The organism is Pseudomonas sp. LBUM1640 (assembly GCF_059716225.1).
In genome coordinates this window covers 4,675,463-4,689,210 of the sequence record NZ_CP166816.1, presented here as the reverse complement: position 1 = coordinate 4,689,210, position 13,748 = coordinate 4,675,463, and the positions used below count along the sequence as shown (strand labels likewise).

Here is a 13,748-nt window from a genome sequence, read left to right as displayed (position 1 = left end):
GATGTGAGATCGTTCCCACGCTCTGCGTGGGAATGCCGCCCGTGGCGCTCTGCGCCCGACGTTGCGCAAGGCTGTGACGCAGAGCGTCACAAGATGCGTTCACACGCAGAGCGTGGGAACGATCACATTGGAGAATGACTTGGATCTGGTGCAGCTGGAAATCTTCAAGGCCGTTGCCGAGCAAGGCAGCATCAGCGCCGCCGCACAGTTGATTCATCGCGTGCCGTCGAACCTGACCACGCGCATCAAGCAGCTGGAGCAAGACTTGGGCGTGGAGCTGTTTATTCGCGAGAAGAGCCGCCTGCGCTTGTCGCCGGCGGGGTGGAATTTCCTCGGCTATGCGCGGCGTATTCTCGACTTGGTGCAAGAAGCTCGTGCCACGGTGGCGGGGGAGGAGCCCCAAGGCGCGTTTGCTCTGGGTTCGCTGGAGAGCACGGCGGCGGTGCGTATCCCCGCGTTGCTTGCGGCGTATAACCAGAAACACACCAAGGTCGAGCTGGACCTGAGCACCGGGCCGTCGGGCACGATGATCGAGGGCGTATTGTCGGGGCGCCTGGCGGCGGCATTTGTCGATGGGCCGGTGCTGCATGCCACGCTGGAAGGCGTGGCGGTGTTTGAAGAGGAGATGGTGGTGATTGCGCCGCTGCATCACGCGCCGATCACGCGCGGGCAGGATGTGGCGGGGGAGAGCATCTATACGTTTCGCTCGAACTGCTCGTATCGCCATCACTTTGAACGTTGGTTTTCACAGGATGGCGCGGTGCCGGGCAAGATCTTCGAGATGGAGTCCTACCACGGCATGCTCGCCTGCGTCAGCGCCGGGGCTGGCCTGGCGCTGATGCCGCGCAGCATGCTGGAGAGCATGCCGGGGTTTACGGCGGTGAGTGTGTGGCCGCTGACCGACGCGTTCCGCATCCTCAATACCTGGCTGATCTGGCGGCGGGGCACGGTGTCGCAGAGTTTGAACAGTTTTGTGAAGTTGCTGGAAGAGCGCGGTCTGGTAGCCACTTAGATCTAATGTGGGAGCGGGCTTGCTCGCGAAAGCGGAGTGTCAGGCGGTACATGTGTGACTGATCCACCGCCTTCGCGAGCAAGCCCGCTCCCACATGTTGATCTTCATCAGCCGCCGAATTGGAAGGTGCCCATGGCCAGCTTGGCCATGATCGCCGTCGCGCCCAGTTGCACCAGCCACAGCGCCAACCCGCCGAGGAACACACCCAGCGCCACTTGCAGCACCAGGCTTTTCTGGCGCTTGGCTTGCGGGGCGCGCGGGGTGTAGTCATGCAGTTCGTCGCGGTCGGCGCGCAGGTCCAGGTCGTCGTTTCTCATAGGGCTCTCACAGCAAAGGGGCAGTCGGGGTTCAGTCTAGTGTGTTCGCCAATAAAAAGGGGAAGCCACCGGCTTCCCCTTCACATGACGCTGGCAGGTTTATAGAACCTGAACAATCGCCTTTGTTACCGCGCCAATGTTCGACTGGTTCAGCGCCGCCACACAGATGCGGCCGGTGTCCAGCGCGTAGATGCCAAACTCGGTGCGCAAACGGGTGACTTGCTCAACGGTCAGGCCGGAGTAGGAGAACATCCCGCGCTGGCGGCCGACGAAGCTGAAGTCGTGGCCGGGCGCCGCCTTGGCCAGCTCGGCGACCATCTGCTCGCGCATGCCACGGATGCGCAGGCGCATCTCAGCCAGTTCGGCTTCCCACTGGGCGCGCAGCTCAGGGCTGTTCAGCACCGCCGCCACAATCGCCGCGCCGTGGGTCGGCGGGTTGGAGTAGTTGGTGCGGATAACGCGTTTGACCTGGGACAGGATGCGCGCGCTTTCTTCCTTGGACTCGCTGACGATCGACAGCGCGCCTACGCGTTCGCCGTACAGCGAGAACGACTTGGAGAACGAGCTGGACACAAAGAAGGTCAGGCCGGATTCAGCAAACAGGCGTACCGCCGCGGCGTCTTCGTGGATGCCGTCGCCAAAGCCCTGATAGGCCATGTCGAGGAACGGTACGAGGTTCTTGGCCTTGATGACGTCCAGCACGTTTTGCCAGTCAGCCGGGCTCAGGTCGACGCCGGTCGGGTTGTGGCAGCAAGCGTGCAACACCACGATGGACTGGGGCGGCAGGGCGTTGAGGTCTTCGAGCAAACCGGCACGGTTCACGTCGTGAGTGGCGGCGTCGTAGTAGCGGTAGGTTTGCACCGGGAAACCGGCTTTTTCGAACAGCGCCTGGTGGTTTTCCCAGCTTGGGTCGCTGATGGCAACCACGGCATTGGGCAACAGTTGCTTGAGGAAGTCGGCGCCGATTTTCAGTGCGCCGGTGCCGCCGACCGCTTGCGCGGTGATGACACGGCCGGCGCTCAGCAGCGGTGAGTCAGCGCCGAACAGCAGCTTTTGCACGGCCTGGTCGTAAGCGACGATGCCGTCAATCGGCAAGTAGCCACGGGCGGCGTGTTGCGCCACGCGAATGGCTTCCGCTTCGGCAACGGCACGCAAGAGTGGAATCTTCCCCTCTTCGTTGCAGTAAACGCCCACGCCAAGGTTGACCTTGGTGGTTCGTGTATCGGCGTTGAATGCTTCGTTGAGGCCCAGGATTGGATCGCGTGGTGCCATTTCGACAGCGGAGAACAGGCTCATTTTTGCGGCAGCTCTATGGGGGAAGGGAGGGACGTGTCGCGCTCCAGCCGAATGCACTAGAGCGGTGCACAAACGGGGAGCTAGTATAGAGGCCATCCTGGCTGAGGGCGACAGCCGAAACGGCTTTTCGGCCAAGTTTTTCGGTTTATTTGCCGACCGTTAGTCTTATTGCAACATGAGCCCACGACGGCAGGTAGGACGATTGCCTTGAAACCCGTCACATTCGCCTCCACTTCTACAGCTATGATGGTTTTTTCCTGCAACCTGCGATGAAAATTCGCGGGTTGCTGAGCTTTTTCGTCCCTGGCGGTTTCGAGTCTGGGGTGACTTCACGAGGTACGTTATGTCGGATTTCCAGCTCGTCACCCGTTTTGAACCCGCCGGCGATCAACCCGAAGCCATTCGCCTGATGGTTGAAGGTATCGAAGCTGGCCTCGCGCACCAGACGCTGCTCGGGGTGACCGGTTCAGGCAAGACCTTCAGCATCGCCAACGTGATTGCGCAGACCAATCGCCCGACCTTGGTGCTGGCGCCGAACAAAACCCTGGCCGCGCAGCTGTACGGCGAGTTCAAGGCGTTCTTCCCGAACAACGCGGTGGAGTACTTCGTTTCCTACTACGACTACTATCAGCCCGAAGCCTACGTGCCGTCGTCCGACACCTTTATCGAGAAGGATGCGTCGATCAACGACCATATCGAGCAGATGCGGCTGTCGGCGACCAAGGCGCTGCTGGAGCGCAGGGACGCGATCATCGTCACCACGGTGTCGTGCATCTATGGCTTGGGCAGCCCGGAAACCTATCTGAAGATGGTGCTGCACGTCGATCGCGGCGACAAACTCGACCAGCGCGAGCTGCTGCGACGCCTGACGAGCTTGCAGTACACCCGCAACGACATGGACTTCGCCCGCGCCACCTTCCGGGTGCGCGGCGATGTGATCGACATCTACCCGGCCGAATCCGACCTGGAAGCGATTCGCATCGAGCTGTTCGACGATGAGGTCGAAAGCCTCTCGGCCTTCGACCCGTTGACCGGTGAGGTGATCCGCAAGCTGCCGCGCTTCACCTTCTACCCGAAAAGCCACTACGTGACCCCGCGCGAAACGCTGATGGGCGCCATCGAGGGCATCAAGGGCGAACTGGTGGAGCGCCTGGAATACCTGCGTTCCAACAACAAGCTGGTGGAAGCGCAGCGCCTGGAGCAGCGCACCCGTTTCGACCTGGAAATGATCCTGGAGCTGGGCTACTGCAACGGCATCGAAAACTATTCGCGCTACCTCTCGGGGCGCGAGTCCGGGCAGGCGCCGCCCACCCTGTTTGATTACCTGCCGGACGACGCCTTGCTGGTGATCGACGAATCCCACGTCAGCGTGCCGCAGGTCGGCGCGATGTACAAAGGTGACCGCTCGCGTAAAGAAACCTTGGTGGAATATGGCTTCCGCCTGCCCTCGGCGCTGGATAACCGGCCGATGCGCTTTGACGAGTTTGAAAGCATCAGCCCGCAGACCATTTTTGTCTCGGCCACGCCGGGTAACTACGAAGCCGAACATGCGGGGCGCGTGATCGAGCAACTGGTGCGCCCGACCGGCCTGGTGGACCCGCAAATCGAGATCCGCCCGGCGCTGACCCAGGTCGATGACCTGCTCTCAGAGATCACCAAGCGTGTCGCCCTGGAAGAGCGCGTGTTGGTGACCACGCTGACCAAGCGCATGTCCGAAGACTTGACCGACTACCTGGCCGACCACGGCGTGCGGGTGCGCTATTTGCACTCGGACATCGACACTGTGGAGCGCGTCGAGATTATCCGCGACCTGCGCCTGGGCACCTTTGATGTGCTGGTGGGGATCAACCTGCTGCGCGAAGGCCTGGACATGCCGGAAGTGTCGCTGGTGGCGATCCTCGATGCCGACAAGGAAGGCTTCTTGCGTTCCGAGCGCTCGTTGATCCAGACCATCGGCCGTGCGGCGCGTAACCTCAATGGCCGCGCGATTCTGTACGCGGACCGCATCACCGGCTCCATGGAGCGGGCGATTGGCGAGACCGAGCGTCGCCGTGACAAGCAAATTGCCTTCAACCTGGAGAACGGCATCATCCCCAAAGGCGTGTTCAAGGACGTCGCCGACATCATGGAAGGCGCCACCGTGCCCGGCTCGCGCAGCAAGAAGCGCAAGGGCATGGCCAAGGCCGCCGAAGAAAGCGCCAAGTACGAGAACGAATTGCGCTCGCCGAGTGAGATCACCAAACGTATCCGGCAGTTGGAAGAGAAGATGTACCAGCTGGCGCGCGATCTTGAGTTTGAAGCGGCGGCGCAGACGCGCGATGAGATCGGCAAGCTGCGGGAGCGGTTGTTGGCTGTTTGATTTGTAGAGAGGGTGATTGCCTCTTCGCGAGCAAGCCCGCTCCCACATTCGACCGCATTCTTATGTTGGAAATCGGTCAGAAGTGGGAGCGGGCTTGCTCGCGAATGCAGGCACCTCGGTCTGCCAGAATCACCCAAGCTGGTGTTACCATTCGCCCCTTGTTTCAATTTTCAGTTTTATCGCCCATTCGAGACCTGCCATGACCACCGTCCGCACGCGCATTGCGCCATCGCCTACCGGCGATCCCCACGTCGGCACTGCCTACATCGCCTTGTTCAACTACTGCTTTGCCAAGCAGCACGGCGGTGAGTTCATCCTGCGGATCGAAGACACCGATCAACTGCGTTCGACCCGTGAGTCGGAACAGCAGATTTTCGATGCGCTGCGCTGGTTGGGCATTACCTGGGCCGAAGGCCCGGATGTCGGCGGCCCGCACGGCCCGTATCGCCAGAGCGAGCGCAGCGACATCTACAAGCAGTACACCCAGCAATTGGTCGACATGGGCCATGCCTTCCCGTGCTTCTGCACCGCCGAAGAACTCGACCAAATGCGCGCCGAGCAACAGGCGCGTGGCGAAACCCCGCGTTACGATGGCCGCGCGCTGCTGCTGTCGAAAGAAGAAGTGGCCCAGCGCCTGGCTGCCGGGGAGCCGCACGTTATCCGCATGAAAGTGCCGAGCGAAGGCGTGTGCGTGGTGCCGGACATGCTGCGCGGTGACGTCGAGATCCCGTGGGACCGCATGGACATGCAGGTGCTGATGAAGACCGACGGCCTGCCGACGTACTTCCTGGCCAACGTGGTCGACGACCACCTGATGGGCATCACCCACGTGCTGCGCGGCGAAGAATGGCTGCCGTCGGCGCCAAAACTGATCCTGCTCTACGAATACTTCGGCTGGGAACAGCCGCAGCTGTGCTACATGCCGCTGCTGCGTAACCCGGACAAGAGCAAGCTGTCCAAGCGCAAGAACCCGACCTCGGTGACGTTCTACGAGCGCATGGGCTTTATGCCCGAAGCCATGCTCAATTACCTGGGCCGCATGGGCTGGTCGATGCCGGACGAGCGCGAGAAGTTCTCGCTGCAGGAAATGGTCGACAACTTCGACTTGTCCCGCGTGTCCCTCGGCGGGCCGATCTTCGATATCGAGAAGCTGTCGTGGCTCAACGGCCAATGGCTGCGTGACCTGCCGGTGGAAGAATTCGCCAGCCGTGTGCAGCAGTGGGCGTTGAACCCTGAGTACATGATGAAGATCGCGCCGTTGGTGCAGGGCAGGGTGGAGACGTTCAGCCAGGTCGCACCGTTGGCCAGCTTCTTCTTTGCCGGTGGCGTGAACCCGGATGCCAAGCTGTTTGAATCCAAGAAGCTCTCGGGCGATCAGGTTCGTCAGTTGATGCAGTTGATTCTGTGGAAGCTCGAAAGCCTGCGTCAGTGGGAGAAGGATGCGATCACCGCGACGATTCAGGCGGTGGTCGAGTCCCTCGAGCTGAAATTGCGCGATGCCATGCCGCTGATGTTTGCTGCGATCACCGGGCAGGCGAGTTCGGTGTCGGTACTCGATGCGATGGAAATTCTGGGCCCGGATCTGACGCGTTTCCGTCTGCGCCAAGCCCTTGATTTGCTTGGTGGTGTGTCCAAGAAAGAAAACAAAGAGTGGGAAAAGCTGCTGGGCGCTATCGCCTAGGCAACCTGCGGTAACGATAAAACCCCGGTTTTCCGGGGTTTTAACGGTAAGTGATTGTTATCCCGGCAAAAAATTTTGAAAATTGTTGAAAATAAATTTGACAGCCTTCCAAACCGCCATTAAGATTCGCCCCGTCCTCACCGATGAGGGGCTATAGCTCAGCTGGGAGAGCGCTTGCATGGCATGCAAGAGGTCAACGGTTCGATCCCGTTTAGCTCCACCAATTTACAGGTTCAAGGTCTGGCCACACCGTCCTTGAATTGATCAGGTCTCAGCGCTGATCGGTTGTACAGAAGGTTTTGTCCCCTTCGTCTAGTGGCCTAGGACACCGCCCTTTCACGGCGGTAACAGGGGTTCGAGTCCCCTAGGGGACGCCAGTTTCAACAAGCAGCTCGAAAGGTCTGCTGCGCCGCGAGGCGAAAAATCCGGGGCTATAGCTCAGCTGGGAGAGCGCTTGCATGGCATGCAAGAGGTCAACGGTTCGATCCCGTTTAGCTCCACCAATTTACAGGTTCAAGGTCTGGCCACACCGTCCTTGAATCGATCAGTTCTCAGCGCTGATCAGTGTATAGAAGGTTTGTGTCCCCTTCGTCTAGTGGCCTAGGACACCGCCCTTTCACGGCGGTAACAGGGGTTCGAGTCCCCTAGGGGACGCCACGATTACCCGCTCTGCGGGATTTTTAAGGGTCATTCAATTATTGAATGGCCCTTTTGTTTGTCTGGCGTTTGGCCAATCCTCTGCTCAATTCCAATTTCTCTGCTCTGACCAACGGTCATGCCTGTCGCTTGCTAAATATTATTATGGTAATAATATTCAACCCATGAGAGACGGAGGCAACGATGAGCGATAAAAAAGCGCAAACCCGCGAACGCATTTTGCAGGCTGCCAGCGCAGCGTTGATCCAGCGCGGTCCGGCCGAACCGAGTGTCGGCGAAGTCATGGGCGCGGCGGGGCTTACGGTCGGCGGTTTCTACGCGCACTTTGAAAGCAAAGACGCGTTGATGCTGGAGGCCTTCACCCAATTGCTTGCCCGGCGGCGCGCGTCTATCGACGACATGGACGCGCAACTGACCGGCGAGGAGCGCAGAGGCCTGGTGGCGGCGTTTTACCTGTCGCGCAAGCACCGTGACTCAACCGCCCAGGCCTGTCCGATACCGGCCACTGTAGGCGAGATGAGCCGCCTCCCAGATGTGTTTCGCGAGGCACTTAGCGAACACGTCGAGCTGATGGCCGCCCAACTGGCCGCCAGCCCCGAAGACACCGATAAGGCGCTGGCCGACATGGCGTTGATGATCGGTGGCTTGGCGCTGGCTCGCGCCCTTGGCCCGGGTGAGTTGTCCGACCGTGTATTGCGTGCCGCCAAGTCGGCGGTGCGCTGAGAGAAGGGGCCATGAGATGGGCGCATTAACCTGGATTCGAGGCTTCAATGGCACCGTCGGCCGCTTGGCCCCACGCACGGTGGCCAGCAAGTTGCGCCGTACCTTCATGACGCCACGCAACCTGCCGCCGCGTGATTGGGAATTGCCGCTGCTGGCGCAATCGGAGCGCATCACCTTGCGTTTCGGCTTGTCGGCGTTGCGTTGGGGGCAAGGGCCTACGGTGCTGCTGATGCACGGCTGGGAAGGGCGCCCCACGCAGTTCGCCAGCCTGATCACGGCGTTGGTGGCGCAAGGCTATTCGGTGATTGCCCTCGATGGTCCTGCCCATGGCCGTTCGCCTGGGCGTGAAGCGCATGTGCTGCTGTTCGCCCGTGCGATGCTGGAAGCGGCCGCCGAGCTGCCGCCGCTGCACGCGGTGGTGGGGCATTCCATGGGCGGCGCCAGCGCGATGCTGGCGGTGCAGTTGGGGTTGCGTACCGATGCGCTGGTGAGCATTGCCGCGCCGTCGCGCTTTCTCGATGTACTGCGCGGGTTTGCCGGCATGGTCGGTTTGCCGCCACGCGCGCGCTCGGCGTTTATCCAGGAGGTCGAGTTGACCTTCGGCATGCCGCTCAAGCACTTGGACGTCGCCCATTACCACATGAACATCCCCGGTCTGATCGTGCACGCCGAAGACGACACCTTTGTTCCGGTCAAAGCCTCGCAAGCCATTCACGAGGCCTGGTTCGACAGCCGCCTGTTACGCCTGGAGCACGGTGGCCACCAGAAAGTACTCGCCGACCCGCGGGTGATCGACGCGGTACTCAGCCTGTTGGCCGGCCGCTGTTTACAGGAGCGACAGACCGCCTGATACACTGCCCCGCCGACATTAATCGACTGGAGCAAGGCATGGGCTGGGATTTGGCAACGCCGTTTATCATCGATTTGCAGGTCGGTGCTGAAGACATCGACGGCCTGGGGCACGCCAATAATGCGGTGTATGTGTCCTGGCTGGAGCGCTGCGCGTGGCGCCATTCCCAGCGCCTGGGGCTGGACCTCACCGAATACCGCCGACTTGACCGCGCGATGGCCGTGGTGCGCCACGAGATCGACTACCTGGCCGCCGGCTACGAGGGTGACGAGTTGCAATTGGCGACTTGGATCGTCGACTGGGACCAGCGCCTGAAAATGACGCGACGCTTCCAACTGGTACGCCCTCGCGACGGCGCGACCCTGTTACGTGCGCAAACCACCTTTGTCTGTATCGAGCTGTCCAGCGGCAAGCCCAAGCGCATGCCGCCTGAGTTTCTCGACGGCTACGGTCCTGCACTGACAGGGGGTTAACGTTTAGTGTGGGAAAACCAGTAAACTGCGCCACGATTTTTGTTGAGTGTTTTCCATGCAAATTGCTTTGGCGCCCATGGAGGGGTTGGTCGACAACATCCTGCGCGATGTGCTGACCCGCGTGGGCGGTATTGACTGGTGCGTGACCGAGTTCATCCGCGTTAACGACCGCCTGCTCACGCCTGCCTATTTCCACAAGCTTGCCCCGGAACTGCTGCACGGTGCCCACACCGCAGCGGGTGTGCCGCTGCGCGTGCAGTTGCTGGGGTCCGACCCGGTGTGCCTGGCGGAAAACGCCGCGCTCGCCTGTGAGTTGGGGTCGCAAGTGATTGACCTCAACTTCGGCTGCCCGGCCAAGACGGTCAACAAGTCCCGTGGTGGCGCGGTCTTGCTCAAGGAGCCGGAGCTGCTCAATCAGATTGTTGAACACGTACGCCGTGCCGTGCCCGCGCACATACCGGTCACTGCCAAGATGCGCCTGGGTTTTGACAGCCCCGACGGCGCGCTGGTGTGCGCCACGGCCCTGGCCGAGGGCGGCGCTGCGCACATCGTGGTGCACGCGCGTACCAAGACCGATGGCTACAAGCCGCCGGCCCATTGGGAGTGGATCCCGCGGGTACAGGACGTGGTCAAGGTGCCGGTGTTTGCCAACGGCGATATCTGGAGTGTCGAAGACTGGAGACGTTGTCGGGAAGTCAGTGGCGCCGAAGACATCATGCTCGGCCGTGGCCTGGTGGCGCGCCCCGACCTGGCGCGGCAGATTGCTGCAGCACGGGCGGGCGAGGAGGTCGTGGAAATGACCTGGGCGCAACTGCAGCCGATGCTTCAGGATTTCTGGACCCAGTCGGTGGCACAACTGACCGAAAAGCAAGCGCCGGGCCGTTTGAAGCAGTGGCTGGCGATGCTGACGCGCAACTACCCCGAGGCGGTGGCGTTGTTTACAGCCTTGCGCCGTGAGACGGATTTGCAGCAAGTCAGCCGGCTATTGGGCATGCAGCACCCTATTGCAGCCTGAGGCGTTGAGCCAGTTTTTACACTTCACCTGAAAAGGGCGCCACTGGCGCCCTTTTTTGCGCTCGCGAGTTAACACAAAAATTTTGCCAATAGGCGCTTTAATATTATCGGTTAGTTGCATTCCTGCAGTGTATGAACGCGTGTGACGATTTCCCGGCGTCAAGAGCAGCGTGAATCAAGGCCTTGTCGGAAAAGTCTAGGCGGCAAAGTCTGATAATGCCCATAGGTTTCCTTTTATGAGGACCGATTTTAGGAACTCAATAGCCTAACTTTCCACGAAAGTAAGGACTGTGAAGCAGCGCTGTTGTTTCCAGCGAATAACACTATTGATTTCCTGACCTGTTAATGGGGCCAGGCTATGTTGAATAAGGAACTGCTAATGTCTCTATCGGTTAATAATCCAGCGTTTGTGAAAGTTGAAGCTCCCGTCCTTCGAAACGCTGTCTCGTCATCGATGTCCGGTGAAAGTTCGAGTGCGCAGGTTTCTGGTACGCATGTCAGCACTACGCCGCAGCGCATTGACAACGCCCGGTTCTCACCCAATGAGGTCATGATTCCTAGCGCTGCGCTTACTAAGTTGTTTGACATGCTTGAGCAGATCTTTCAAACCATACGTGACATGGTTGCCGGAAAAGATTTAATGCCGGCGGCATTACCTGATTTAGGAAAATCACTGGAAGGTAAACCGCAGTTGCGCAATTTGCCGGCGAATTCTGACGCAGGCAAGCAGCCGAATATGCCGGGTGCAGACGGTTTGTCGGGTAACTCCGATGCAGGCAAGCAGCCGAATATGCCGAGCGTGGAAGGATTACCGGGTAAATCCGATGCGGGTAAGCAGGCGAATCGGCCAGGCGCAGGCCGGTTGCTAGGTAAACCTGACGCAGATAAGCAGCCGAATATGCCGGGTGCAGAAAGGCTGCAGGGAAAATCTGACCCAGTTAATCCGCTGGATAGTCAGGATCTGAGTAAATTGCTGGGAAAACTTGACGCAGGTAAGCAGGCGAATATACCGGGGGAATCTGATGCGGGTAAACAGCCGCGTCTTATCGACGAAGGCGGGCTGACGGTTGAAACTGCCAAAGCTAAGCAGGCGAATTTGCCGGGTGCAGACGGTTTGCCGGGGAAAACTGAAGCAGGCAAGCAGCTGAATTTTCCAGATGCAGGCAAACTGCTGGTAACACCGGATGTGCCTCAGGTGCCCGTGAAACCGCAGCCACGTGATCTTCCCGTAGTGAACCATGATGCCCGTAAGCAGAGCGTGACGGTGTCATACCCAACAACGACAAAACCTGATGGCACCGTGATCAACGACGCCAAGGCAAACGTCAATGTGCACGTTAACGTCAATTGTCACTGTCCGGACACTGGTGTTTCTCTGGACAGCGGGTTAAGGCCGAGGCTGATGCCGGGTCGCTTGCCCGTTCCCGAAGCACTTGCACAGCTAGATACCAAGATTGGCGTGACACCTAAAGCAAAAGACGAGCTCAAGGCAGATCTTGAGCATCAGGTGACGGAGACCGTCGAGCGCAAGGTCAAGCAGGATCTCCAGCCTGGTGTGACACCTAAAGCAAAAGACGAGCTCAAGGCAGATCATCAGCATGAGGTGACTGAGACGGTCAAGCGCGAAGTCAAGCAGGACGTCCAGCCTGTCGTGACACCTAAAACAAAAGACGAGCTCAAGGCAGATCATCAGCATGAGGTGACTGAGACCGTCGAGCGCAAGGTCAAGCAGGATCTCCAGCCTGGCGTGACACCTAAAGCAAAAGACGAGCTCAAGGCAGATCATCAGCATGAGGTGACTGAGACGGTCAAGCGCGAAGTCAAGCAGGACGTCCAGCCTGGCGTGACACCCAAAGCAAAAGACGAGCTCAAGGCAGATCATCAGCATGAGGTGACTGAGACCGTCGAGCGCAAGGTCAAGCAGGATCTCCAGCCTGGCGTGACACCCAAAGCAAAAGACGAGCTCAAGGCAGATCATCAGCATGAGGTGACTGAGACGGTCAAGCGCGAGGTCAAGCAGGATCTCCAGCCTGGCGTGGCACCTGAAGCAGAGGTTGAGGTCAAGGCGCAGCGCAAGTCCTCTGTTGTGCCGAATGTCGCGCCAAGGCCAGTGCCTGAAAGCCCGGTCCCGCCATTAACCAGCCCAGCCCCGGCCGACGATTATTTTGAACAAGAGGATTGGCAGTTCAATACCACGCCAATGTTCATGTCCTGATAGTCCCGATCTCGATTTAAGTTCTTAAGTAGTGCAGGCACTTCTTCGGCTATCCATCGGCGAAGAGGTGCCTGCTGATGGGGGAACAGATGTCTAACTATTCAATAAAAAATATTGCCCGTGTCATTGATGTAAGGCAGGCAGTAAGCGTTGATTCATTTCATGCCAGTAACGAACTCGTTACACCACTAAAACTTAATAGAACAGAGACTGGCCCCGTTCATTGTATTCCGTCCACTCACGGGTCAGTAGACAGGCTGGCGGTCGCCAGCCAATCTAAAACGGACAACACGCTGCTTGCTTTGCTTGGTTCTGTTTTGACTCAGCTACAGAGTTTGATATCGCGTATATCTAATCAACCAAGCGCTGTTAAACCCGTACCTGCACCGCCAGTCAGCCCAACAGTGGCGCTTGAAACAACCTTATTCAAGCCACACCCCGCAGCCGACATCCCGGGGCTTTCAAGCAAGCGTGGTGGTACGAAGCCGGACGATATCTGGAACGGGTTCCGTCAGGGCCCTGATGGCAACTGTGTGACGGTATCGGCTATCAAGGCGGCGATGTATCGATTCGGTCAAAGCCCCACCGATATATACCAAGAGGTGACAAAGCTTGACGACGGTTATCGCGTGGTGATGCGTGATGGCTTTCAGCTCACCCTGACTGACCGTGAGTTGGCCGTAGGTGCAGCAGGTGCCAAGTTCAAGGGGCAGGACAAGGAGACGATCAAGGACGCGCAATTTCTATTTGCCGTCAGTGCCAAGCGCGCGCAGAGGGAAAACAACGATGGCACGGCAGGGAGAAGTTATCAGGCTGCAATTCGCAGCCTGAATGACGGTGAGGATGAGCGCGCTCCGGGGGAGGGTTTTTTGCGGCTGGGGCTGCGTCAGCATATGAGGACGGTTTCCCCACACGAACTCGCCCGTGGGCAAGTGGGTATGTGCAATCGGGCCGGTCATTCGGTGGCGGTCATCCATGGTCGCGAAGATAAGTGGGGGCGTCCGGGTTCGGCCCCCAGATATGGTGACGCCATAGCGCTTGTGTAGGGGGATGGGCTCGGCCATAGGCGATGCAGTCAGGGCGGGGCGCGACTCGATCAGCCGCAGCGTTGTCCCTGGCTGCATTTTTTGCAGGTTATTGCTTCGAAAAGT

11 protein-coding genes and 4 tRNA genes are annotated in these 13,748 nt (G+C 59.3%); 13 read left to right on the top strand and 2 right to left on the bottom strand.

Translation table 11 applies throughout. The annotated features are described in order from the left end of the window. Positions 1–139 precede the first annotated feature (139 nt). Complete coding sequence (gene ptrR, locus ACA065_RS20615; protein ID WP_497691276.1) at positions 140–1,012, top strand: putrescine utilization regulator PtrR; 873 nt, start codon at positions 140–142, stop codon at positions 1,010–1,012. A gap of 107 nt (positions 1,013–1,119) precedes the next feature. Here the strand turns inward: ptrR and ACA065_RS20610 are convergent, their stop codons facing one another. Beyond that, the gene (locus ACA065_RS20610; RefSeq protein ID WP_016970937.1) at positions 1,120–1,329 is read right to left on the bottom strand and encodes a hypothetical protein; all 210 of its coding nucleotides are present in this window, start codon (positions 1,327–1,329) and stop codon (positions 1,120–1,122) included. Positions 1,330–1,428: 99 nt separating this feature from the next. Then, positions 1,429–2,625, bottom strand: a complete 1,197-nt coding sequence (locus ACA065_RS20605) for an amino acid aminotransferase (protein WP_497691275.1) — start codon at positions 2,623–2,625, stop codon at positions 1,429–1,431. A gap of 343 nt (positions 2,626–2,968) precedes the next feature. On the opposite strand from ACA065_RS20605, the gene uvrB reads away from it, so the two are divergent. From uvrB to ACA065_RS20545, 12 genes are all read left to right on the top strand, one after another. Next, positions 2,969–4,984: an excinuclease ABC subunit UvrB gene (gene uvrB / locus ACA065_RS20600; protein ID WP_497691274.1), complete on the top strand. Its 2,016-nt coding sequence runs from the start codon at positions 2,969–2,971 to the stop codon at positions 4,982–4,984. A gap of 199 nt (positions 4,985–5,183) precedes the next feature. After that, positions 5,184–6,665: a glutamate--tRNA ligase gene (gene gltX / locus ACA065_RS20595; protein WP_053128828.1), complete on the top strand. Its 1,482-nt coding sequence runs from the start codon at positions 5,184–5,186 to the stop codon at positions 6,663–6,665. A 147-nt stretch (positions 6,666–6,812) separates the two neighbouring features. Then, positions 6,813–6,888 (top strand) — tRNA-Ala (locus tag ACA065_RS20590). Positions 6,889–6,966: 78 nt separating this feature from the next. Then, positions 6,967–7,042, top strand: a tRNA-Glu gene (locus tag ACA065_RS20585). A 50-nt stretch (positions 7,043–7,092) separates the two neighbouring features. Continuing rightward, positions 7,093–7,168: transfer RNA gene (locus tag ACA065_RS20580), tRNA-Ala, on the top strand. A gap of 78 nt (positions 7,169–7,246) precedes the next feature. Continuing rightward, positions 7,247–7,322: transfer RNA gene (locus ACA065_RS20575), tRNA-Glu, on the top strand. Positions 7,323–7,505: 183 nt separating this feature from the next. Next, positions 7,506–8,045: a TetR/AcrR family transcriptional regulator gene (locus ACA065_RS20570; protein ID WP_497691273.1), complete on the top strand. Its 540-nt coding sequence runs from the start codon at positions 7,506–7,508 to the stop codon at positions 8,043–8,045. 16 nt (positions 8,046–8,061) lie between these two features. Beyond that, the gene (locus ACA065_RS20565; RefSeq protein ID WP_497691272.1) at positions 8,062–8,895 is read left to right on the top strand and encodes an alpha/beta hydrolase; all 834 of its coding nucleotides are present in this window, start codon (positions 8,062–8,064) and stop codon (positions 8,893–8,895) included. 38 nt (positions 8,896–8,933) lie between these two features. Beyond that, on the top strand, positions 8,934–9,368 hold the full coding sequence (locus ACA065_RS20560; protein ID WP_497691271.1) for an acyl-CoA thioesterase: 435 nt from the start codon (positions 8,934–8,936) through the stop codon (positions 9,366–9,368). A gap of 55 nt (positions 9,369–9,423) precedes the next feature. Beyond that, complete coding sequence (locus ACA065_RS20555) at positions 9,424–10,383, top strand: tRNA dihydrouridine synthase (protein WP_497691270.1); 960 nt, start codon at positions 9,424–9,426, stop codon at positions 10,381–10,383. Between the two features lie 378 nt (positions 10,384–10,761). After that, positions 10,762–12,597 (top strand): hypothetical protein, encoded by a 1,836-nt coding sequence (locus ACA065_RS20550; protein ID WP_497691269.1) that lies wholly within the window; start codon positions 10,762–10,764, stop codon positions 12,595–12,597. Between the two features lie 89 nt (positions 12,598–12,686). Continuing rightward, entirely contained in the window at positions 12,687–13,643 is a 957-nt protein-coding gene (locus tag ACA065_RS20545; protein ID WP_497691268.1) for a hypothetical protein, read from the top strand. Positions 13,644–13,748: the final 105 nt, after the last annotated feature.

Coding starts and splice junctions, on each gene's coding strand:
- ACA065_RS20610 (WP_016970937.1), bottom strand. CDS start 1,329: ATGAGAAACGACGACCTGGACCTGCGCGCCGACCGCGACGAACTGCAT.
- ACA065_RS20605 (WP_497691275.1), bottom strand. CDS start 2,625: ATGAGCCTGTTCTCCGCTGTCGAAATGGCACCACGCGATCCAATCCTG.
- uvrB (WP_497691274.1), top strand. CDS start 2,969: ATGTCGGATTTCCAGCTCGTCACCCGTTTTGAACCCGCCGGCGATCAA.
- gltX (WP_053128828.1), top strand. CDS start 5,184: ATGACCACCGTCCGCACGCGCATTGCGCCATCGCCTACCGGCGATCCC.
- ACA065_RS20570 (WP_497691273.1), top strand. CDS start 7,506: ATGAGCGATAAAAAAGCGCAAACCCGCGAACGCATTTTGCAGGCTGCC.
- ACA065_RS20565 (WP_497691272.1), top strand. CDS start 8,062: ATGGGCGCATTAACCTGGATTCGAGGCTTCAATGGCACCGTCGGCCGC.
- ACA065_RS20560 (WP_497691271.1), top strand. CDS start 8,934: ATGGGCTGGGATTTGGCAACGCCGTTTATCATCGATTTGCAGGTCGGT.
- ACA065_RS20555 (WP_497691270.1), top strand. CDS start 9,424: ATGCAAATTGCTTTGGCGCCCATGGAGGGGTTGGTCGACAACATCCTG.
- ACA065_RS20550 (WP_497691269.1), top strand. CDS start 10,762: ATGTCTCTATCGGTTAATAATCCAGCGTTTGTGAAAGTTGAAGCTCCC.
- ACA065_RS20545 (WP_497691268.1), top strand. CDS start 12,687: ATGTCTAACTATTCAATAAAAAATATTGCCCGTGTCATTGATGTAAGG.